Origin of the sequence: Nocardioides sp. GCM10023255 (assembly GCF_042653125.1) — a bacterium.
In the GTDB taxonomy this organism is placed as follows: Bacteria; Actinomycetota; Actinomycetes; order Propionibacteriales; family Nocardioidaceae; genus Nocardioides.
The window spans coordinates 470,699-489,875 of sequence record NZ_JBHSHU010000003.1 but is presented as its reverse complement, the minus strand read 5'-3'; the positions used below and the strand labels follow the sequence as shown (position 1 = coordinate 489,875).

Below are 19,177 nucleotides of genomic sequence, written 5' to 3'. Positions count from 1 at the left end.
AGGTCGGCGCCCGACTCACCGAAGGAGGTGGCCCAGATGATCAGCACCATGACCCACACGACGGCTCAGATCCCGTCGACCTTCGTCATGCCTTCGTGCGCCCTGGCCGCCTCTGCCACTGCTGCCGTGCGTGACCGCAAGGCCGTCGTGGGCATCGGTACGGGCCTCGTCCAGGGCTACTTCCCGGGGACCTCTGCCTGGAGACCACCGAACTGTTGAGAACCAACAGCATCGGCAGCCTCCAGGCCGCGGAACCCTCACCGGGATCCGCGGCCTTTCTGTTTCTCGGGCCCACCTGTTTCCAGCAACACCAAAGCGATCAGGTCAGAAGAAGGAGGTGAAACATGACCATCAGCGTTCTCGACCGCACCGATGGGACTGCCGAGGCGCCCAGCCTGGGGCTGCTGCACGACCAGGCCGGGCAGGTGGACGACGAGCTGCTGCCGTGCCGGGCCAACAACCCGGAGCTGTGGTTCGCCGAGTCGCCCGCCGACGTGGAGCACGCCAAGGCGTTGTGCCAGGGCTGTCCGGTCCAGGCACTCTGCCTCGACGGCGCCCTCGAGCGCCGTGAGCCCTGGGGAGTCTGGGGCGGCGAGCTCTTCCTCCAGGGAGTGGTGATCCCGCGCAAGCGTCCGCGCGGCCGACCCCGCAAGAACGAGGTTGCCGCCTAGGCGCCTCCCGCACGAAAGCCGACACATCCATGAACACGAACCCGAACCGGAGCACCACCATGAATCTCATGCACGAAGACCTGGCTCGAGCACAGATGGCCGCGCGCCTGGGAGAGGCGCAGAACCTGCGGCACGGCCACCGGCTGGCCCGTGCCCACCGCCTGACCCGCACGGCCGAGAGGGCCGCGCAGCAGGCACGCATCGCCATCACCGGCACGCTCTGAGCAAACGCGGCCGACCGGCCGCCCTGACCTAGAAGGCCAACCGACACCACCATGAAGACCTACCGGAAGCGGAGCAAGACCATGAATCTCATGCACGAGAACCTGGCCCGCGCGCAAATGTCCGCGCGCCTGGGAGAGGCGCAGCAGCAGCGACTGGGTCACAACGTGGCCCGTGCCCGACGCTTGAGCCGCAAGGCCGAGCAGGCCGCGCAGCAGGCACGTCTCGCCCTCGCACGCGCACTGTGACACCCCCGGCACCTCCGCCGGGAACACCTGATCGCGGGTGATGAGCAGGAGCCGGTACGACGCCCGTCGTACCGGCTCCTGCCGCGTCCGGGGCCGGGTGCGGGCGTAGCCTGTCGAGCGTGACCACCTGTGACTTCTGCGGACGCCAGGAGACCGACGAGGCGAAGACGCTGACGTGGACGACCGCGGTCGAGAACGGTCGCAAGCGGGTCTTCTGCGACACCTGTTCCCGGGCGAACCTGCGCGCCATGGAGGGCAAGCTCGACAGCGAGTTCTGGTGAGGGCGAGCGCCTGACCTAGACGGCCAGCAGCTCGTCCCACGCGCACCCGCAGTGCACGTGCCGACGCCAGGCCTGGCGCGCCAGGGCGAGGTCGGGGCCGACCGTCACGGTCGCCGACCAGGTCGCGGGTCGGTCCCCGTCGACGAAGGAGACGAGGTCGCGGACGGCCAGGCCCACCGCGACTGCGTGCAGCGACGGGTCGCGCGGCGTCGGGCCCGCGACGGCGGTGCCGCGGTGGCACTGCTCGAGCAGCACCGGCCGGCGGGGATCGCGCTCCGCCCGGGCCGCGTCCACGCAGCGCAGGCAGGCGGTCAGGCCCGGGACGACGAACGGGCCCACCACGACGCCGCCGGAGGCCGGGGCGACCACGAGGTGGGGGAGCCCGGCGCGCACGAGCGGGTCGACCCGGGCCCGCGGCAGGGCCTCGTCGCAGACCACCAGCACCGCGGTCGGTTCGTCGGTGACTGCGGCGAGGCCGACACCCGAGGCACGCAGGAGCCGGGTGGCCGCCTGCTCGGTGTCCGGCGCCGCCTCGACCCGGACCCGGGCCCGGTCGCGGTCGGCGAGGCGTCGCGCGGCGTCGTCCCCGAACTGCGCGAAGGCGGCCGCCGCGGCGCCCCGGTCCTCGGCCGCGCCCAGGGTGGCGTCGCGGACCGCACCGTCCACCACCAGGCCGCGCGCGGCCAGGTCGGCCACCAGGCGCCGGGCCGCGGGGGCGGCCAGGTCCGGGGTCACGCCGGCGCGCAGCTCCTCGAGGAGCCGCCGGGTGAGCGGCTCGTCGGGCAGCACCAGGACGTGCGGCGGGTCGATCCCGACCTGCAGGTGCCGGTCGTCGCGGCGTACGACGTGCAGCCCGGGCCGTAGCGCGGGTCGTCGGGGGAGGGGTGGCGCCGAGGCCGGCCCCGGCGTGCGTGGGTCGTGGAGGTGGTCACCGGGCATGCCCGGCAGGGTGGCACGACGCCGGTCGGGGCCCGAGCAGCTCGTCCACAGGGTTCCGCAGGGCGCAACACGACGGCGGCGCCGACCCGGTCCATCGACCGGGCGACGCCGCCGTACGAGCTCTGGGGGCTGATCGGTGAGGATCAGGCCTTGCCGAGGATGCGGTTGAGGTTGGTACCGCAGACGGGGCACACGGCCTTGGCCATGCGGGTGCCCTTGTCGTTGACCTTGACCTCGCCCTCGGCCTCGCGCTTCTCCTTGCACTTCACGCAGTAGAACTCGCCGCTCCAGGTCTCCGCCATGACGGCCTCCTTGCCTTTGTATTCTTCGGTCGTCGCGACGGGGTAACACGAGGGAAGCCCGTCGGAGCCCGACGGCGGGTGCCGTCGAACCGCCTCGACCCTACGACACGCCTGCGCTCAGGCGTAGCAGGCGCACCGTTGGGCGTGAACCGGGTCACGGCACCCGTGGTCCACGCTCACTACCTTGTGCCCATGCCTGAACTCAGCCACCTGCGTCTCGACCGCCCCCGCGACGGCGTCGCCGTGCTCACCCTGGACAACCCCGACCAGCGCAACGCGATGTCGGAGGAGATGACCTCCTCCTGGGTCGCGGCCGTCGACGAGCTCGCCGCGGACGCCTCGGTGCGGGTGGTGGTCGTGACCGGCGAGGGGTCGGCGTTCTGCTCCGGCGGGGACACCTCGTGGATCGCCGGCGAGCCCGACGCCACGGTGGACCACCTGCGCACCCGGATGCTCGCGTTCTACCGCGCATGGCTCTCCATCCGGAGGCTGGAGGTGCCGACGATCGCCGCGGTCAACGGACCGGCCATCGGCGCCGGGCTGTGCATGGCGCTGGCCTGCGACCTGCGGTACGCCGCCGCCGGGGCCAAGCTCGGTGCGCCGTTCGTGAAGCTCGGGATGCACCCGGGCATGGCCGGGACCTGGCTGCTGCCCCACGTCGTGGGGGAGGCGCACGCCAAGGACCTGCTGCTGACCGGCCGGGTGGTCGACGCCGAGGAGGCGCTGCGGCTCGGCCTGGTCTCCCGGGTGCTGGACCCGGCGACGTTCCACGAGGAGGTGCTCGGGGTCGCCGAAGGCATCGCGGCGACGGCTCCGATCGCGAGCCGGCTGACCAAGCTCGCGCTGGCCGACGGGGGCCACGCCGACATCGAGAGCTGCCTGCAGTGGGAGGCGATGGCGCAGCCGGTCACCCTCGCCACCGAGGACCTGCAGGAGGGGATCCGCGCCGCCCGCGAGCGCCGGGCCCCGGTGTTCCGGGGGGTCTGAGCCGCGGCACCACCGCCCCGCTCCCGACAAGCAGAAGGGCCCCCTGCCCGCCTCGCGACACTTGCCTTCCCCTTGCGAGTGTCGGTCGACGGGCCGGGGGCCTCATCTGCGGGCAACGCTAGGAGGCGGGGCGGGCCCGGGTCAACGCCCGGTGACCACAGCCTGTGGACAACGTGTGGACAACCCTGTGGGACACGCGGGGCGACCGGTGGAGAACGGGACTTTCGTCCTGGGAACGGCCTGTGGAGGACACGCCCGGGCGGACGTCGTACGCTGCGCTGACCAGCGGTGATGTCCGTCCACCGGCTGTGGAGAGAAGAAAGTTCGGAGGTGCACGGCGTGTCGCAGCGACGGGGGTCGTACGACGCGGGGCCGGTGGCTGCGCTGCGTCGGATCGCGTTCCTGCTCGAGCGGGGCCGCGAGGACACCTACAAGGTCAAGGCGTTCCGCGGCGCGGCGGCGGCGATCCTGCCGATGTCCGACGCCGAGGTCCGCGCGGCCGTGGCCGCGGGGACGCTCACCGACCTGCCGGGTGTCGGCGCCAGCTCGGCGAAGGTGATCGCAGACGCGGTCCACGGGGTGCTGCCGGAGCGGCTGGCCCGCCTCGAGGAGGAGCACGCCGGCCCGGTCGCCGTAGGCGGGCAGGAGCTGCGGGCGGCGCTGCGCGGTGACCTGCACTCGCACTCGGACTGGTCCGACGGCGGCTCCCCGATCGAGGAGATGGCGTTCACCGCGATCGAGCTGGGCCACGACTACCTCGTGCTGACCGACCACTCGCCGCGGCTCACCGTCGCGCACGGCCTGAGCGCCGAGCGGCTGACCCGGCAGTTGGCGGTCGTCGACGCCGTGAACGAGCACCTCGCCGGCTCCGGTTTCACCCTGCTCAAGGGCATCGAGGTCGACATCCTCGACGACGGCGGCCTCGACCAGACCGACGAGATGCTCGGCCGTCTCGACGTGCGGGTCGCCAGCGTGCACTCCAAGCTGAAGATGGACCCCGAGGCGATGACGCGCCGGATGATGGGGGCGATCCGCAACCCGCGGATGAACGTGCTCGGCCACTGCACCGGCCGCCTGGTCACCGGCAACCGGGGCACCCGCCCGGGGTCGCAGTTCGACGCGCGGGCGGTGTTCGAGGCCTGCGTCGAGCACGACGTGGCGGTCGAGATCAACTCCCGGCCCGAGCGGCGCGACCCGCCCACGAAGCTGCTCGAGCTGGCCCGGGACACCGGCTGCCTGTTCTCGATCGACAGCGACGCCCACGCCCCCGGGCAGCTCGACTTCCTCGGCTACGGGTGCGAGCGCGCCGAGCAGGCCGGGATCGACCCGGATCGCATCGTCAACACCTGGCCGCAGGAGCGCCTGCTGGCCTGGGCGAACGGCTAGGTTTCGCACCATGGGACAGCCGGAGGTGGAGGTGCGCCGCAGCAAGCGGCGTCGTCGTACCGTCTCCGCCTACCGCGACGGGGACCGCATCGTCGTGATGATCCCCGCCTCGCTCAGCCGCGCCGAGGAGGCGGAGTGGGTGCAGACGATGCTGGCCCGGCTGGAGAGGTCCGAGCAGCGCCGCTCGCCGTCGGACGACGGCCTGATGCACCGGGCGCTCGCGCTCAGCGACCGCTACCTCGGGGGGCTCGCGACGCCGGAGTCGGTGCGCTGGGTGGAGAACCAGAAGTCCCGGTGGGGCTCCTGCACCCCCGGTGACCGGACGATCCGGCTCTCCGCGCGGCTGCGGGGGATGCCGTCGTGGGTCATCGACTACGTGCTCGTGCACGAGCTCGCCCACCTGCTGGAGTCCGGCCACGACGACCGGTTCTGGTCGTGGGTGGACCGCTACCCGCAGGCCGAGCGGGCCAAGGGCTACCTGCTCGGCTGGTCGGCCGCGGCGAAGCTGGACCCGCCGCCCAGCGGCGACGCCGACTGAGCCCGGGCGCGGGCCAGCCCGACGAGCTCGACCAGCTCCGGCTCCGGGTCGGGCAGCGCGTCGACCGGCCACCAGCGCACGTCGAGGGACTCCTCGCTCACCGCGTGCCGGCCGTCGGCAGGCACGACGGCCAGGAAGCGTACGTCGAGGTGGTGCACGCCGCCGGTGGGGCCGCAGAAGGGCACCTCGTGCTCGCTGAGCTGGACCGGGACGGGGTCCACCGCCAGCTGATGGAGCCCGGACTCCTCGCGTGCCTCTCGGGCCGCGGCGCCGGCGAGCGTCAGGTCACCGGGCTCGCAGTGGCCGCCGAGCTGGAACCAGCGCCGGGCCTTGGCGTGCAGCGTCAGCAGCGCGTGGGTGGCGTCCTCGTCGAGCACCAGGGTGCTCGCGGTGAGGTGGTCGGGCCGGCAGCCGCGCGTCATCCCGTCGGGGTGGGCGCGCAGGTGGGCGACGTACCGCTCGCGCAGCGCCTCCTGGGCGGGCGAGGGTGCCGCCCAGGACTCGAGCACGGCCAGGGCGTCGGCGTGGAGGCTCACTCCTTCGGGGCCTCGCCGGACCCGTCGCCACCGTCCAGCAGGTCGCGCAGCGCGGCGTCGAAGTCGTCGTCGCTGAGCGCCTCAGGGGCGGTGGCGTCCTCGCGGAAGCCGAGCGGGTCGTCGAGGTCGGCGGCCGTCGGCAGCAGGTCGGGGTGCATCCACACGCCGTCGCGCGCCTCGATGCCCTGACGGGTCCGCAGCGAGCCCCACAGCGTGGAGGCGTCGCGCAGCCGACGGGGCCGCAGCTCGAGGCCGACGAGCGTGGCGAACGTCTGCTCGGCAGGCCCACCGGCGGCGCGCCGCCGGCGGAAGGCCTCCTGCAGCTTGCCGGCGCTGGGCATCCGCTCGTGCGTGGCCTGGCCGACGACCTCGTCGACCCAGCCCTCGACCAGCGCGAGGGTCACCTCGAGCCGCTGCAGGGCGGCGGTCTGGGCGGGGGACTGGGGCAGGTCGAAGAGGCCGCCCTCGAGCAGCTGCTGCATCGACTCGGGGTTGGTCGGGTCGATGCCGCGCATCTGCTCCTCGACCCGGCTCTGGATGCCCTCGGCGTTGATCTCGATCCCGCGGGCGTAGTCGGCGACGGCGCCGATGAGGTGCTCACGCAGCCACGGCACGTGCGCGAAGAGCCGCTGGTGGGCGGCCTCGCGCAGGGCCAGGTAGAGCAGCACGTCGTCCTCGGTGACGTCGAGGCCCTCGGCGAACGCCGCCACGTTGGTGGGCACCAGCGCCGCCTTCCCCGCCGGGGCGAGCGGCAGGCCGATGTCCGAGACGCTGAGCACCTCCCCGGCCAGGCCGCCGAGGCCCGAGCCGATCTGCGAGGCGAGCATCGCGCCGACGGCCTTGCCGAGGATGCCCAGAACTGGCCCGGACATCGCCCGCGCCTCCTCGGGGATGGCGCTGCCGAGCGCCGCGACCGAGCCCTCGGCGATCGGTTCGACGAGGACCTTCCACACCTCGGTGGTGCCCACGATCCACTCGGCGCGGCTCCAGGCCGCGGTGGAGGTGACGCCGGAGGGGAAGGTGGTGGTGTCGTCGAGCCAGTGGTCGGCCAGGCGCAGGGCGTCGGCCACGGCGTCCTTCTGCTTCTGGGTCGGCGTCGGGTCGGGGGTCTGGGCGGCCAGCTTGCGGGCGGTGTCCAACGCGACGTCCCAGTTGAGCGGGCCGTCGTACGGCTGCATCAACGACTGGATCTGGCCGAACAGCGCGGAGAGGTCGGGCATCTGCCCGCCGCCGCCCAGGGCGCCACCGAGGCCTGCGCCGAAGAGCTGCTCGAAGGGCGTGCCCTTGAAGGGGTTCTGGCCGCTGTCCTCGGGCTCGTCGGGGGTCTCGCCGGGGTTCGTGCTCATGGGGCAACGGTACGCGGCGGCGGAAGGACGGTCCCGCCTGCCCGTGGGGCGGGCTAGGGTCGGGGCCGTGACCGACTCGACCTTGGGCTCTCCGGCTGCCGATGCCGTCGTCCGCCTCGTCGCGCTGCGCGAGACGCCGCTCGACGTGGCCGAGGTGGTGGCCGCGCTCGACGACGAGGGCAGCGGGGGCCTCACGCTGTTCGTCGGCCGGGTCCGCGACCACGACGGCGGCCGGGACGTCGACGGGCTCGACTACTCCGCGCATCCCACCGCCGAGGCGAAGCTGCGTGAGGTGTGCGACCGGATCGCGGAGGAGTACGACGTGCACGGCGTCGCCGCGGTGCACCGCACCGGGACGCTGGCCATCGGCGACATCGCGGTGGTCGTCGCGACCACCGCCGCCCACCGGGGCGAGGCCTTCGACGCCTCGCGGGCGCTCATCGACACCCTCAAGGCCGAGGTGCCGATCTGGAAGCACCAGCGGTTCGGCGACGGGGGCGAGGAGTGGGTGGGGTCCCCCTAGGGCGCGTCGGCCTGATCCGGGTGGGGGAGTTACCTACCCTGAGCGGGTGGAGATCCTGTTCTGGCTGGTGCCGCCGGTCGTCGTCACCGTGGTGGCGATGATCTGGGTGAGCTGGCTCGGTCGCGAGGGGCGCGGTGAGGTCGACCGCGACGTGGCCGTGCGCCGGCTGGCCGAGGCGATGCAGCGCGAGCCGAAGCGGCCCACGCCGTACTCCGCCCGCACGCCCGTGCGCGACCGCAGCACCGGGATCGCGGTGCGGCCCTCGCGTGCGCCGCGGCCGGCGCCGGGCGAGCCCCGCGGGCGCCGCGTCTCCTGACCGGTGCCGACCGGGGGACGGGCACGGTTGGCCCTGGGTGAGAGGCTACGGCCATGACGCAGCGCACCCTCGCCGGCATCCTCGCGGCTCCGCTGCTCATCGGGCTGTGGGTCGCGGCCGCGACCGAGCCGCTGCCGTTCGTCACCTACGAGCCCGGCCTGACCGTCGACGTGCTCGCCGAGACCCAGGGCCAGGAGATCATCCAGGTCCAGGGCCACAAGGTCTACCGCGACGACGGTGAGCTGCGGATGACCACGGTCTACGTCTCCCAGCCGCGCCCCGCCAAGGTCACCCTCGCCGAGCTGATGCGCGACTGGGTCAGCCCCGACGACGCGGTCTACCCCTATAAGGCGGTCTACGCACCCGACACGACGACCGAGCAGAACAAGCGCGAGGGTGCTGTCGAGATGGTCTCTTCGCAGGACTCCGCGGTGGCGGTGGCGCTCGACGAGCTGGGGTACGACGTCAAGCCCGCCACCGAGGTGCTGAGCGTGATCGACGGGTCGCCGGCCGACGGCAAGCTGCAGGTGCGCGACATCTTCGTCTCCGTGGACGGCCAGAAGATCTCCTCGCCCGACGACGTGGTCAAGGCCGTCCAGGGGGTGCAGCCGGGCGAGGTCGTGGACGTCGTCGTACGCCGCGACGGCAAGACCACCCACGTCGGCGTGACGCCGGAGGAGAAGGACGGGAAGCCCACGATCGGGATCCAGCTCGGCACCGGCTACGAGTTCCCGTTCAAGGTCTCGGTCAACATCGACCCGGCCATCGGCGGTCCCAGCGCCGGGCTGATGTTCTCGCTGGGCATCTACGACACCCTCACCCCGGGTTCCCTGACCGACGGGGAGACGATCGCCGGCACCGGAACCGTCGACGGGGCCGGCAAGGTGGGCCCGATCGGCGGCATCCAGCAGAAGATCGTCGCCGCCCGGGACGCCGGGGCGAAGCTCTTCTTCGTCCCGCCCGACAACTGCAAGGACGCCCTGGGCGCGCCGAACGGCGACATGCGCCTGGTGAAGGCGACCACGATGCACGACGCCGTCACCGCCCTCGAGGCGTGGGACGACGACCACGACGCTGACCTGCCGTCCTGCGAGGAGGACTCGTGACCGAGCCCGAGCACCGCCCTGAAGCTGATCTGGGGGAGGCCGACCTGGGGGAGAGCGCCCCCGGGGAGACCAGCCCCGAGCTGAGCCCCGAGCTGACCGCCGACCTCGACGTGGACCCCGCGCTCGCCGCGGCGGTCCTCGAGATCGAGTCGCACATCGCCGAGGGCGGGTGGGACCAGCCGGCCCGCCTGTACGCGCTGGTCGAGACCGCGGCGCTGGTCGAGCACGAGCCCGCGCTGGCCGCGGCGATGGGCCTGGACGCCTCGTCCGCGCAGGGCTCGCTGACGCCGGTCGAGCAGGACCAGCTCGCCCCCGACCGGCCGCTCGAGTCGGTGCTGGAGTCGATCGTGTGGCCCGCCGGGGTGGCCGGGTGCGCGGCCGTCGTGGAGCGGCTGGTGCTGCCGCCCGACGCCGACGCCCAGATCCCCGAGGACCCGGCCGGCGCCGAGGAGTTCGCCCGCGAGCACCCGGACCGCCAGGAGGTCCGGATCGTGGCCGGTGCGACCCGCGCCGGGTCGACGTACTGCGCCCTGCGGCTACGCGCCCACGACGACGCCGCCTCGGTGGTGGGCGGTGCCGACCTGGTCCCCGCCCTGCTGGAGCTGCTGGGCTCCACGCTGGTCGACGACGACGGGGAGGAGCCCCGATGAGCGAGCTGTTCGACGATGACCCGCGGGACACCCCGCCGCCGGTGAAGCAGCGCCCCCGGCGCTCGCGGGCGCTGATCATCACCGCGGTCGTCGTCATCCTCGCGTTCTTCGGGCTGACCACCTTCGCCGGCGTCTACACCGATCGGCTGTGGTACCGCAACGGCGGCTACTCCGAGGTGTTCAGCACGCTGTTCTGGACCAAGACCGGCCTCTTCTTCGTGTTCGGGGCGGTGATGGCGGCGGTCGTCGGCGTCAACGTCTACCTCGCCTACCGGCTGCGGCCGATGTTCCGGCCCAACTCCCCGGAGCAGACCGGCCTGGACCGGTACCGCGACGCGGTGACCCCGATCCGCACCTGGCTGCTGGTGGGCGTCTCGCTGGTCCTCGGCAGCTTCGCCGGTTCCTCGGCGGTCGGGCAGTGGCGCAACTACCTGCTCTGGCGCAACGGCGTGCCGTTCGGCAACAACGACGCCTACTTCGGCAAGGACATCGGCTTCTACGTCTTCGACCTGCCGTGGCTGCACTACCTGGTCGACTTCACGATGGCGGTCACGGTGGTGGCGCTGCTCGCCGCCGCCGTCGTGCACTACCTGTACGGCGGCATCCGGCTGCAGACCTCCCACGACCGGCTCTCGGGCGCTGCGCAGGCGCAGCTGTCGGTGCTGCTCGGGGTGTTCGTGCTGGCCAAGGCCGCCGACTACTACCTCGACCGCTTCGACCTGGTCACCCGCTCCGGCGGCCTGATCACCGGCATGACCTACACCGACGACCACGCGGTGCTGCCGGCCAAGAACATCCTGATGGGCATCGCGGTCATCTGCGCGGTGCTGTTCTTCCTCAACGTGTGGCGGCGGACCTGGCTGCTGCCCTCGGTCGGGCTGGCCCTGCTCGCCCTCTCCGCGGTGCTGCTGGGCCTGATCTGGCCGGGGATCGTCCAGCAGTTCCAGGTCAAGCCGTCCGAGGCGGACAAGGAAGCGCCGTACATCGAGAAGAACATCGACGCGACGCGGCAGGCCTACGACCTCGAGGACGTCCAGGTCGACTCCTACTCCAGCAACCCGACCGCGTCGCCCGACCAGCTGCCCGGGCTGAGCCGCGCGACCTCCTCGACGCCGCTGGTGGACCCGCAGCTGGTGCGCCAGACGTTCGAGCAGAACCAGCAGGCCCGTGCCTACTACTCGGTGGCCGACGTGCTCGACGTCGACCGCTACAAGCTCGACGGCATCGACCGTGCGCTGGTGCTCGGCGTCCGCGAGCTCGACCAGGACGGCATCCCCGACGGGGACCGCAACTGGTCCAACCTGCACACCGTCTACACGCACGGCAACGGCATCATCGCGGCGTACGCCAACCAGCGCCCGGCCGACAACTCCGCCGAGGCGACGAGCATCCAGTGGGCCGAGGGCCAGCCGACCTCCGACGAGCCGCAGGCGCAGAACGCGCTGGGTGACTACCAGACGCAGGTGTACTTCGGGGAGTCGAGCCCGGACTACTCGATCGTCGGCAAGCCCGCCGGTGACAAGGACGTGGAGCTCGACCTGGGGGAGACCACGTCGAACGGGGAGGCCCCGGACCGCTACACGACGTACGCCGGCAAGGGTGGTGTCCCGGTCGGGAACTTCTTCAACCAGCTGATGTACGCCGTGAAGTTCAGCGAGCCGAACTTCCTGCTCTCCGGGCGGGTCAACGCCGACAGCCAGGTGCTCTACAACCGCAGCCCGCGCGAGCGGGTCGAGAAGGTCGCCCCGTGGCTGACCATCGACTCCGACCCGTACCCCGCGGTGGTGGACGGCAAGATCCAGTGGATCCTCGACGGCTACACCGCCACCGACCGCTACCCGTCGGCCGAGCGTGAGTCGTTCACGACGATGATCGACGACTCGCTGCAGGACTCCTCCGGGCTGCGGACGCTGCCGACCGACGAGGTCAACTACATGCGCAACGCGGTCAAGGCGACCGTGGACGCCTACGACGGCACCGTCACCCTCTACGAGTGGGACGAGAGCGACCCGATCCTGAAGGCGTGGGAGAAGGCCTTCCCGGGGACCGTGAAGCCGAAGTCGGAGATCCCGGCGGCCCTGATGGACCACCTGCGCTACCCCGAGGACCTGTTCAAGGTGCAGCGCTACCAGTTCGCGCGCTACCACGTGACCAACGCCAGCGACTTCTACCAGGCCAACAACCGGTGGGCGGTCCCCGAGGACCCCAACTCCAAGGGCAACCTGCAGCCGCCGTACCGCCTGTTCGTGGACCAGCCGACCGCGTCGGGGGACACCTCGAGCACGTTCTCGCTGACGTCGGTGTTCACGCCGTACAACAAGAACAACCTGGCGGCGTTCGTGTCGGTCGACTCGGACGCGACGTCGAAGACCTACGGGCAGATGCGGGTGCTGCAGCTGGCCGACCAGCAGACGCAGGGCCCCGGCCTGGTCGCCAACGACTTCGCGTCGAACAACGACGTGCGCGAGAAGCTGCAGCCCTACCAGCTCGGTGGCGCGCCGCCGATCTTCGGCAACCTGCTGACCCTGCCGGTCGACGACGGGCTGATCTACGTCGAGCCGGTGTACGCCGTGCGCGCGGGGTCGACGTCGGGCTACCCGATCCTGCAGTTCGTGCTGGTGTCGTACGGCGGGGAGGTCGGCATCGGCCGGACCCTCGGCGAGGCGCTCGGCGACGCCCTCGGGGTCACCGAGGGCAGCTCGAACCCGCCCCCCTCGGGCGGGAACAACGGCGGCAACGGCGGCAAGGGCAACCAGGGCGGCAACCAGCCGCCCGCCACGGTGAGCGCCCAGATCCGCTCGCTGCTCGACCGCGCCGACCAGGCCTTCAAGGAGGCGGAGACGGCGCTGGACAATCGCGACACCGTCACCTACGCCAAGAAGGTCGAGGAGGCCCGCAGGCTGATCGCCCAGGCGGTCGCGCTGGCCGACCAGCAGAAGGCCACCGGCTGAGGGTCGAGCAGCCTCGGCCTCGGGCAGCTCAGGCGTCGCCGGCAGCCGGGACCACCGGCTGCCGGCCCGCCAGCCAGCTGCCGACGTGGGCGCCGACGACCGCGCTCGCGACGATGAGGAACGCGAGCACGACCAGCCACGACAGGATCGCGATCGCGACACCGATCACGCCGTACTGCTCGGTGTTGCTCTGCACCAGGTGGGGGATCCAGATCGAGCCCACCCAGCCGGTCAGGGCTTGACCGGTCGCGCTCACCGCGGCCCCCGGCAGCAGCAGGCTCCACGGGGCCCTGCGGCTGAGCAGCAGCCAGCTGACCAGCCACCACGCCAGGATGCCGATGGCCAGCTCGACGAACAGGGCACCGAACCGCCCGGGCGTCACGCTGCCCGCGAGGCTGCTGACCCAGGCCGTGGACGTCACGGTCGCGGCGAGGAGCACGGCGCCGGCGAAGCCGAAGAGGCCGCGCAGGCGCGCCCGCGGGGGCAGGCCCCAGGCCGTCTCGTAACTGCGCTGCACCGAGCGGGCGAAGCTGGAGAGCGACACGAGCAGCACCAGGAAGCCGAGGACCGAGGTGCTGCCGGTGGCGTCCGGCGGTCGGGTGAACAGCTGGCGCACGGCATCCGCAGCGTCGCCCTCCAGCCCGAACCGGTCGATCAGCCAGGTGCCCACGGCGGTCGAGTCGCTGCTGGAGGCCATCGTGGCCAGCACGATCAGCAGCGGCACCAGCGCGACGAATGCCTGGCCCGCCAGGTTCAGGGCCCGGTCGCGCAGGTTGCCCCGGTAGAGCGCCAGCACCAGCCGGCCCACCCTCGTGGACTCCAGGGTGGACTCGAGGTGACGCAGGCGCGGGTCCGCGCGCCACTCGGCGAGACCCTTCATGGCCTCCCACGCTAGGCGCGTCGGGGCAGCCCGCCTTCGTCCTGCGCGGGTGAGGGGACCCCGATTTGGCGCTCCCGCACCCGTCCCGTACTGTTGTGTTCACCGACGCGGGGTGGAGCAGCTCGGTAGCTCGCTGGGCTCATAACCCAGAGGTCGCAGGTTCAAATCCTGCCCCCGCTACAAGATGGAGCGGCCCTCACAGTGACTGTGAGGGCCGCTCTTGTTCGTGCAACCATTCCCGCTGACGGCGCGCAGATCCGCGCCGGATGCGCCCGCTCTTGAGCCGCCAGAGCGCGGGGAAGCCCCGGTTCTCGGTCGCAACAGTTCACCGCGTCGGGGCAGGGCGGGCGAAGCCGCCACACGGCGACGGGTGGTCTGCCACGATTTCCTCATGGCGAAGTCCCCCGACTCATCGACACGACCCGAGATCGGGCCGGCGCCGAGTAGCGCACCACGGGGGCGGATCGTGCAGGAGATCCGGAACTTCTTACCCGGCCGGCTTCTCGCATCCTCGTCGGTCCTGCTGCTCGCGCTGACGGCGTGTGGTCACGACTCGGTCACCAGCGAGCCGCCCGGTCCGCATGGCAGCCCCACCAGCGCCGGGGAGTGCAGTGATCTGCCGATGGTCGGCGCCGACCCGGGCATGGTGCTCGGCACCGACTGGTCCACCGAGACCCACCCCCACGACCAGCCGGTCGACCTGACCGTCTGCGTGACCACCTCCGACAGCGGCAAGGTGCGCGTGCGGTCCTCGGGCGCCGGCATCACGGTGACCCCCCGGACTCAGCAGATCCCCGCCACGGGGAACGGGCTCCTCACCGTGCAGGTGCGCGTGGCGTCCGGGACGCCGTCCGGCGCGGCCCTGCGACTGACGCAGTACGGCGGCGGCGGCGTCTTCGGCGACTCGACCGGCCCGTCGATCGTCACGACCGCCGACGGCTGGCACTTCGACAGGTCCTGACCGCCCACCGGTGACAGGGGCGGGTGTCAGTTTCCGGCACCTGTGGTTCGATCCGGCCATGGGCAACGGGTGGCGGATGCCAGGGCAGATCCCTGGCGCCGCGGGGGAGTGGCGACGGTCAACCAGACGAGCGCAGATCTGCGCGGTCCCCCCTCTACAAAGTGCGAGAGGCCCTCACAGTCTGACTGTGAGGGCCTCTGGCATGTGCGCAACATTCATCTCATCGCGGAGTGAGTGCGCTCGGTCACGGCATCAAGCGGTGCCAGTCCGGGCGGGCGGCGAGCAACGCCTGGCAGGCGATGTCGACGTCCTGCGGGGCATCGACGTGGGCGATGCCTCGCGCACCTGGTTCAAGGAGCGCGCCTGTGCCGTGCACCTGCATCCGGACGAGGTGCCCTGAGGAGGTTGGAACCCCGCAGGCGGTGGGGGCGAGAACTACTTCTTCTTCCGACAGGGGGAGGATCTGCTCATTACCCGACCAGGAGGCGAGTTCGTCACGAGTTTCCTGGCGGCAGCACCGACAGGTGGTTCAGAATTCGAAGGTGTTCCCGCATTGATTGAGACGCTCCGCGGCAGACGGTGTGTGTCGGTAATGCTCATTCAGCACCGGTTCGCGGACTCCATTCCGAGTGAGTCCGGGCCGATCGAGCTGGGGTGGAGCGACGGCACCTTCACCACTCTCGACGCCAACGCCGACTGGACGCTCGACCTGACTTCGAAACCGTGGACCGACCCCTACGCCGGGGCCGGGGCCGACGAGCGCCAGGAGCTGGCCGACGAGGTGGGTCTCTGGGAACCCACGACTGCGACCGGGGACCTCAACATTCTGGTCGGTCGCTCGGTCACATCGGTGGGCCCGATCCTCAACGAGGCCGGAGAGCTCTCCGGGCTCGAGCTCGCATTCGGTGATTGGTTGTTGTTGGCCGCGGTCGAGGCAGGCAACCTGGCCGTGCACGTGAGCCGCGAGAGTGACTGAGCTGGTTCCGGCGCTCAGGGTGTATCCGCGGCTCCAACCCCTTCTACTCGAGGGGGCGCCGCGACGCTCAGCGCGGCCGTGGCTGGTTGAACGGACTCAGGCCGGGCGGTACGGACAGTGCGGGGGCCGCAGATGCGCACGCATGGCGCTGTCTTCGACGAGGTCGCGGCAGCATTGCAGTCTCTGCTCCACCTCGGTGGCCGCCGAAGCCCGCGGTTTGGCATCTCCGCGCAGGCCGAACGTCAACGGTAGGTACCTGAGGCTGAGGCGGCAGTTCGCAGGTTCCTGGCCGCGGTCCATCAGCCCATGCGATCGTGAGGCCCTTCGGATCGGGGAAGATGGGGCACGGATGGCAGGGCTGGACTACACGCCGGCGAAGAGGGGCTTCGAGCTGCGGCTGCGGTCTCGAGACGGGCTCGAGATTGCGGTGCTATGCCCGGATGCTTCCGAGGATGCCCTGGTGACCGGCGCGGTCGAGCTGCGCTCGAACCTTGCACTGATGGAGGCGCTGCTCGCTTACGGCAAGAACGAGTTCGCGTACCGACGCGCCCGTTCTCCGGAGAAGCGCACAAGCCATCGGGAGGCAGCTCTTCGCTACGCCAAGGACGCGTCGGGGATTGCTGATCTGGTCGGCCGGCTCTCCGCCGAGGAATCGACCGCCTGGTGCTCGGGCTGCTTCGAGCGCACCGCCCATCGACACATCCGCGGATCCGCGCGTCCGAAGGCCATGCACCTGTGTGGGAACTGTGGCACACCGACGGTCCGTTGTGCCTTGCCTCGTTGCCGCAACCACGCCGCCGTCACCGCCAACGACCGCGTCACGCTCAGCTACTGCGCTCCGCACCGCCACGAGATCCCGAGCTTCGAGAAGCTCACCGTCAGGTTGGGCAGCCTCGAGGAGAGCGGTGAGTGGCTCAAGTTCGACCACAGGAACGCCGACCGCATCACGAAGGTCACCGGCGGAACGATCGGCGCGGCGGTGGTCATCGCGCCCGCGGCGTTCTTCGCTGCACCCGTGATCGGTGCGGCGCTCGGCGGGTCCGCGCTGGGCGGCGGCCTCACAGGCGCGGCGGCGACATCGCACGGACTCGCCATGATCGGCGGTGGCTCGGTCGCTGCCGGTGGACTCGGGATGGCCGGAGGAACCGCGGTCGTGACAGCAACAGGCTCGGCCCTCGGCGGCATCCTCGGCGCGACCACCACGTCCGCCTACGTCAGCTCCGACAAGTCGTTCCGGATCGAGAAACTCCGCGACGGACGCGGACCCGTCGTGGTGCTGGCCTCCGGGTTCCTGACGCAGGGAAAGGACGGGTGGGGACCCTGGCAGCCCCTGATCGATCACCGCTACCCCGACGCGACGGTCTACCGCGTGCACTGGGGATCCAAGGAGCTCAAGAGCCTCGGCATCCTCGCCGGCGTCGGCGCGGGCAAGGTCGCAGCACGGAAAGTGGTCGCCAGCGCCGGCAAGAAGGGAAGCAAGGCGTTCAGCTCCCTACCAGGGATCGGCTGGGTACTGGCTGCCCACGACATCGCCGCCAACCCCTGGACCGTCGCGAAGAACCGAGCCGCCATGACCGGCGCGATCTTGGCCGACCTCATCGCCCGGACGGACGACGGGCCGTACGTGCTCATCGGACACAGTCTCGGTGCGCGGGTGATGGTTCACGCTGCGCAGGCGTTGGGAACGCGGGCAACTGGCGAACCGCAGATCGAAACGATGCATCTGCTGGGCGCCGCGGTCGGCAACCGTGGCGACTGGCGGTCACTCGATGCTGCTGTCAGCGGAGTGGTGTGGAACTACTGGTCTGGCCGCGACGAGGTCCTGGGCACGGTGTACGCGATCGCGGAACTCGGACAGAAGTCAGTCGGGAGCGTCGGCTTCGGCTCGAAGTTCCCGCGGATCAAGGACCGCAACGTCACGCGGACCGTCGGCGGGCACTCCGTCTACTTCGACGGCGTTCAACTGGCCTGAATCGCCGCAAACGGGGGACAGGACTGTCAGCAGGACGTGGTGATCCGAACGTGATGTCTCGGGCCTCAAGCCCTGCAGGCTGTCAGTAGGCGCGTCCACGACATCGGGCTTGCAGAGGTGCGTGGTGGTGAGCGGTGCAGTGAAGCACCTGTGCGTCACTGGGTGAGGCGCTCGGCGAGCTGGGAGGGCGCGCCCCATGTTCGTTCTGACGGTCGGTGAAGCTCTCGGAGTGGTAGAAGATGGATTGCATGTCAGATCGGGAGATGAGCGCTCACCGCGGGCGAAGACGGTCGACATCGTTCATCGAGCTCGAGTAGCCGTGGCGCTCACGCGCCAAGATGGAAAGGCATATTGATGTCGCAGATGCCGCCGGCCGGTTGGCACCCTGACCCGTTCCGGCGCTCCGAGCACCGGTACTGGGATGGCGGACGCTGGACCGAACACGTGGCGTCGAATGGACAGCAGTGGATCGATCCGGCCGTCAGTGTCGCTCCACCAGCCGCCATGCAACCAACACCGCCCGTGAGTCCGCCGACCCCTGCCGTGGGGCAGCCGAGGGCCAGGAGGAAGGCGCCCGGGAAGAGCAAGGCGACGCAGATCCAGGAGCAGGTGCAGAACCTCGGCTTGGCCAATACGGCTGGTAGCCCCGACCTGGCGATCCACAGCGAGCCGATCCTGGTGATCAACCAGAAGGGCAAACTGGTCGAGCTGCGCGCCGAGTACGCCATCTATGACCGGAACGGGCTTCAGCTGGCCGCTGTACGGGGAAAACGGATGTCGAGCCGCATGCAGGTGGTCGACATGGCTGGGCGCTCCCTTCTCGACCTGAGACGCGAGGCCACGATTCTGAGCTCCAAAGTCCTGGTGACCGCTGACGATGGGGCCAAGGTCGGACGCATAGTTCCGTCCAAGAACTTGAATCAGATCGATCGCAGCTTCAAGCTCGAAGATGCCCGGAACAAACGGATCGGAGCTGTCTACGCGGAGGACAGTGGGCGGCACCGCGATTTCAATGTCCAAGACACTGGCGGGACCGTAGTTGCTCGCATCATCAAGACCCGAGCGGGACTGGCCAAAGAGCTGTTCACCAAGGGCGACAACTACGTGGTGGAGTTCCCCGGCCACCTGGCAGGTCCGCTCCGCTTGCTCAGCATCGCGACCGCACTCGTCATCGACACGTCGTTTCACCAACGGTAGTCGGATTGGTTCGGATGCTCGCCGGCCGGTTGTCGTACTCCTCTCCCGCCTGGGTGCAGGGCCGCTGCCCTGCGCGGTCCAGAACTCCCGGTCCGTGGGAGACGCGCTCAGGTCACTGCCCCTCCGTGCCGCAGCGGGAAGCCCACGAGCGCGCGCAGGGTGCCGATGACGAGTAGGACGGCGCCCGTG

At 71.0% G+C, this 19,177-nt stretch carries 21 protein-coding genes and 1 tRNA gene; 17 read left to right on the top strand and 5 right to left on the bottom strand.

All coding sequences use genetic code 11. The annotated features are described in order from the left end of the window. The first annotated feature begins 344 nt into the window (after positions 1–344). From ACFO9I_RS06180 to ACFO9I_RS06165, 4 genes are all read left to right on the top strand, one after another. Positions 345–671, top strand: coding sequence for a WhiB family transcriptional regulator (locus tag ACFO9I_RS06180; protein ID WP_379178857.1), 327 nt, complete (start codon positions 345–347; stop codon positions 669–671). Positions 672–739: 68 nt separating this feature from the next. Continuing rightward, positions 740–895, top strand: coding sequence for a hypothetical protein (locus ACFO9I_RS06175; protein WP_379178855.1), 156 nt, complete (start codon positions 740–742; stop codon positions 893–895). An 81-nt stretch (positions 896–976) separates the two neighbouring features. Next, positions 977–1,141: a hypothetical protein gene (locus tag ACFO9I_RS06170; protein ID WP_379178853.1), complete on the top strand. Its 165-nt coding sequence runs from the start codon at positions 977–979 to the stop codon at positions 1,139–1,141. Positions 1,142–1,260: 119 nt separating this feature from the next. Then, positions 1,261–1,422 (top strand): hypothetical protein, encoded by a 162-nt coding sequence (locus ACFO9I_RS06165; RefSeq protein ID WP_379178851.1) that lies wholly within the window; start codon positions 1,261–1,263, stop codon positions 1,420–1,422. A gap of 15 nt (positions 1,423–1,437) precedes the next feature. On the opposite strand, the gene ACFO9I_RS06160 is transcribed toward ACFO9I_RS06165, so the two are convergent. After that, the gene (locus tag ACFO9I_RS06160) at positions 1,438–2,361 is read right to left on the bottom strand and encodes a hypothetical protein (RefSeq protein ID WP_379178849.1); all 924 of its coding nucleotides are present in this window, start codon (positions 2,359–2,361) and stop codon (positions 1,438–1,440) included. A 143-nt stretch (positions 2,362–2,504) separates the two neighbouring features. Continuing rightward, positions 2,505–2,663, bottom strand: coding sequence for a DUF5679 domain-containing protein (locus ACFO9I_RS06155; RefSeq protein ID WP_011754982.1), 159 nt, complete (start codon positions 2,661–2,663; stop codon positions 2,505–2,507). A 192-nt stretch (positions 2,664–2,855) separates the two neighbouring features. Between ACFO9I_RS06155 and ACFO9I_RS06150 the strand changes: the two genes are divergently transcribed. The 3 genes from ACFO9I_RS06150 to ACFO9I_RS06140 all read left to right on the top strand — a co-directional run bounded on the left by ACFO9I_RS06150 (position 2,856) and on the right by ACFO9I_RS06140 (position 5,574). After that, positions 2,856–3,650 (top strand): enoyl-CoA hydratase/isomerase family protein, encoded by a 795-nt coding sequence (locus ACFO9I_RS06150; protein WP_379178847.1) that lies wholly within the window; start codon positions 2,856–2,858, stop codon positions 3,648–3,650. 339 nt (positions 3,651–3,989) lie between these two features. Further along, positions 3,990–5,036 (top strand): PHP domain-containing protein, encoded by a 1,047-nt coding sequence (locus ACFO9I_RS06145; protein WP_379178845.1) that lies wholly within the window; start codon positions 3,990–3,992, stop codon positions 5,034–5,036. A 10-nt stretch (positions 5,037–5,046) separates the two neighbouring features. Continuing rightward, positions 5,047–5,574 carry a M48 family metallopeptidase gene (locus ACFO9I_RS06140; protein WP_379178843.1) on the top strand — a complete coding sequence of 176 codons (528 nt, stop codon included), beginning with the start codon at positions 5,047–5,049 and terminating at the stop codon, positions 5,572–5,574. Here the strand turns inward: ACFO9I_RS06140 and ACFO9I_RS06135 are convergent. After that, positions 5,511–6,110: an NUDIX domain-containing protein gene (locus ACFO9I_RS06135; RefSeq protein WP_379178841.1), complete on the bottom strand. Its 600-nt coding sequence runs from the start codon at positions 6,108–6,110 to the stop codon at positions 5,511–5,513. The genes ACFO9I_RS06140 and ACFO9I_RS06135 overlap by 64 nt on opposite strands. Next, positions 6,107–7,456 (bottom strand): zinc-dependent metalloprotease, encoded by a 1,350-nt coding sequence (locus ACFO9I_RS06130; RefSeq protein ID WP_379178839.1) that lies wholly within the window; start codon positions 7,454–7,456, stop codon positions 6,107–6,109. The genes ACFO9I_RS06135 and ACFO9I_RS06130 overlap by 4 nt, the downstream gene beginning before the upstream one ends. 67 nt (positions 7,457–7,523) lie before the next feature. Here ACFO9I_RS06130 and ACFO9I_RS06125 point away from each other — a divergent pair, with 67 nt between their 5' ends. From ACFO9I_RS06125 to ACFO9I_RS06105, 5 genes are read left to right on the top strand one after another with little or no spacing between them, the layout of a single operon-like run. Next, complete coding sequence (locus ACFO9I_RS06125; RefSeq protein WP_379178838.1) at positions 7,524–7,979, top strand: molybdenum cofactor biosynthesis protein MoaE; 456 nt, start codon at positions 7,524–7,526, stop codon at positions 7,977–7,979. Positions 7,980–8,025: 46 nt separating this feature from the next. Continuing rightward, positions 8,026–8,295, top strand: a complete 270-nt coding sequence (locus ACFO9I_RS06120) for a hypothetical protein (RefSeq protein WP_379178836.1) — start codon at positions 8,026–8,028, stop codon at positions 8,293–8,295. Positions 8,296–8,348: 53 nt separating this feature from the next. After that, complete coding sequence (locus tag ACFO9I_RS06115) at positions 8,349–9,401, top strand: PDZ domain-containing protein (RefSeq protein WP_379178834.1); 1,053 nt, start codon at positions 8,349–8,351, stop codon at positions 9,399–9,401. Next, on the top strand, positions 9,398–10,051 hold the full coding sequence (locus ACFO9I_RS06110; RefSeq protein WP_379178832.1) for a PPA1309 family protein: 654 nt from the start codon (positions 9,398–9,400) through the stop codon (positions 10,049–10,051). The genes ACFO9I_RS06115 and ACFO9I_RS06110 overlap by 4 nt, the downstream gene beginning before the upstream one ends. Continuing rightward, entirely contained in the window at positions 10,048–13,002 is a 2,955-nt protein-coding gene (locus ACFO9I_RS06105) for a UPF0182 family protein (RefSeq protein WP_379178830.1), read from the top strand. The genes ACFO9I_RS06110 and ACFO9I_RS06105 overlap by 4 nt, the downstream gene beginning before the upstream one ends. Before the next feature lie 28 nt (positions 13,003–13,030). On the opposite strand, the gene ACFO9I_RS06100 is transcribed toward ACFO9I_RS06105, so the two are convergent. Next, positions 13,031–13,882 carry a YihY/virulence factor BrkB family protein gene (locus ACFO9I_RS06100; protein WP_379178828.1) on the bottom strand — a complete coding sequence of 284 codons (852 nt, stop codon included), beginning with the start codon at positions 13,880–13,882 and terminating at the stop codon, positions 13,031–13,033. Positions 13,883–13,988: 106 nt separating this feature from the next. Between ACFO9I_RS06100 and ACFO9I_RS06095 the strand changes: the two genes are divergently transcribed. The 5 genes from ACFO9I_RS06095 (at position 13,989) to ACFO9I_RS06075 (ending at position 18,988) form a co-directional block, all read left to right on the top strand. Further along, a tRNA-Met gene (locus ACFO9I_RS06095) sits at positions 13,989–14,062 on the top strand. 286 nt (positions 14,063–14,348) lie between these two features. Beyond that, on the top strand, positions 14,349–14,843 hold the full coding sequence (locus tag ACFO9I_RS06090) for a hypothetical protein (protein WP_379178826.1): 495 nt from the start codon (positions 14,349–14,351) through the stop codon (positions 14,841–14,843). Positions 14,844–15,435: 592 nt separating this feature from the next. After that, entirely contained in the window at positions 15,436–15,819 is a 384-nt protein-coding gene (locus ACFO9I_RS06085) for a hypothetical protein (RefSeq protein WP_379178824.1), read from the top strand. A 349-nt stretch (positions 15,820–16,168) separates the two neighbouring features. Further along, a complete protein-coding gene (locus ACFO9I_RS06080) occupies positions 16,169–17,791 on the top strand; it encodes a DUF726 domain-containing protein (protein WP_379178822.1) in 1,623 nt (540 codons plus the stop codon). A 354-nt stretch (positions 17,792–18,145) separates the two neighbouring features. Continuing rightward, positions 18,146–18,988 carry a phospholipid scramblase-related protein gene (locus ACFO9I_RS06075; protein ID WP_379178820.1) on the top strand — a complete coding sequence of 281 codons (843 nt, stop codon included), beginning with the start codon at positions 18,146–18,148 and terminating at the stop codon, positions 18,986–18,988. The last annotated feature ends 189 nt before the right edge of the window (positions 18,989–19,177 follow it).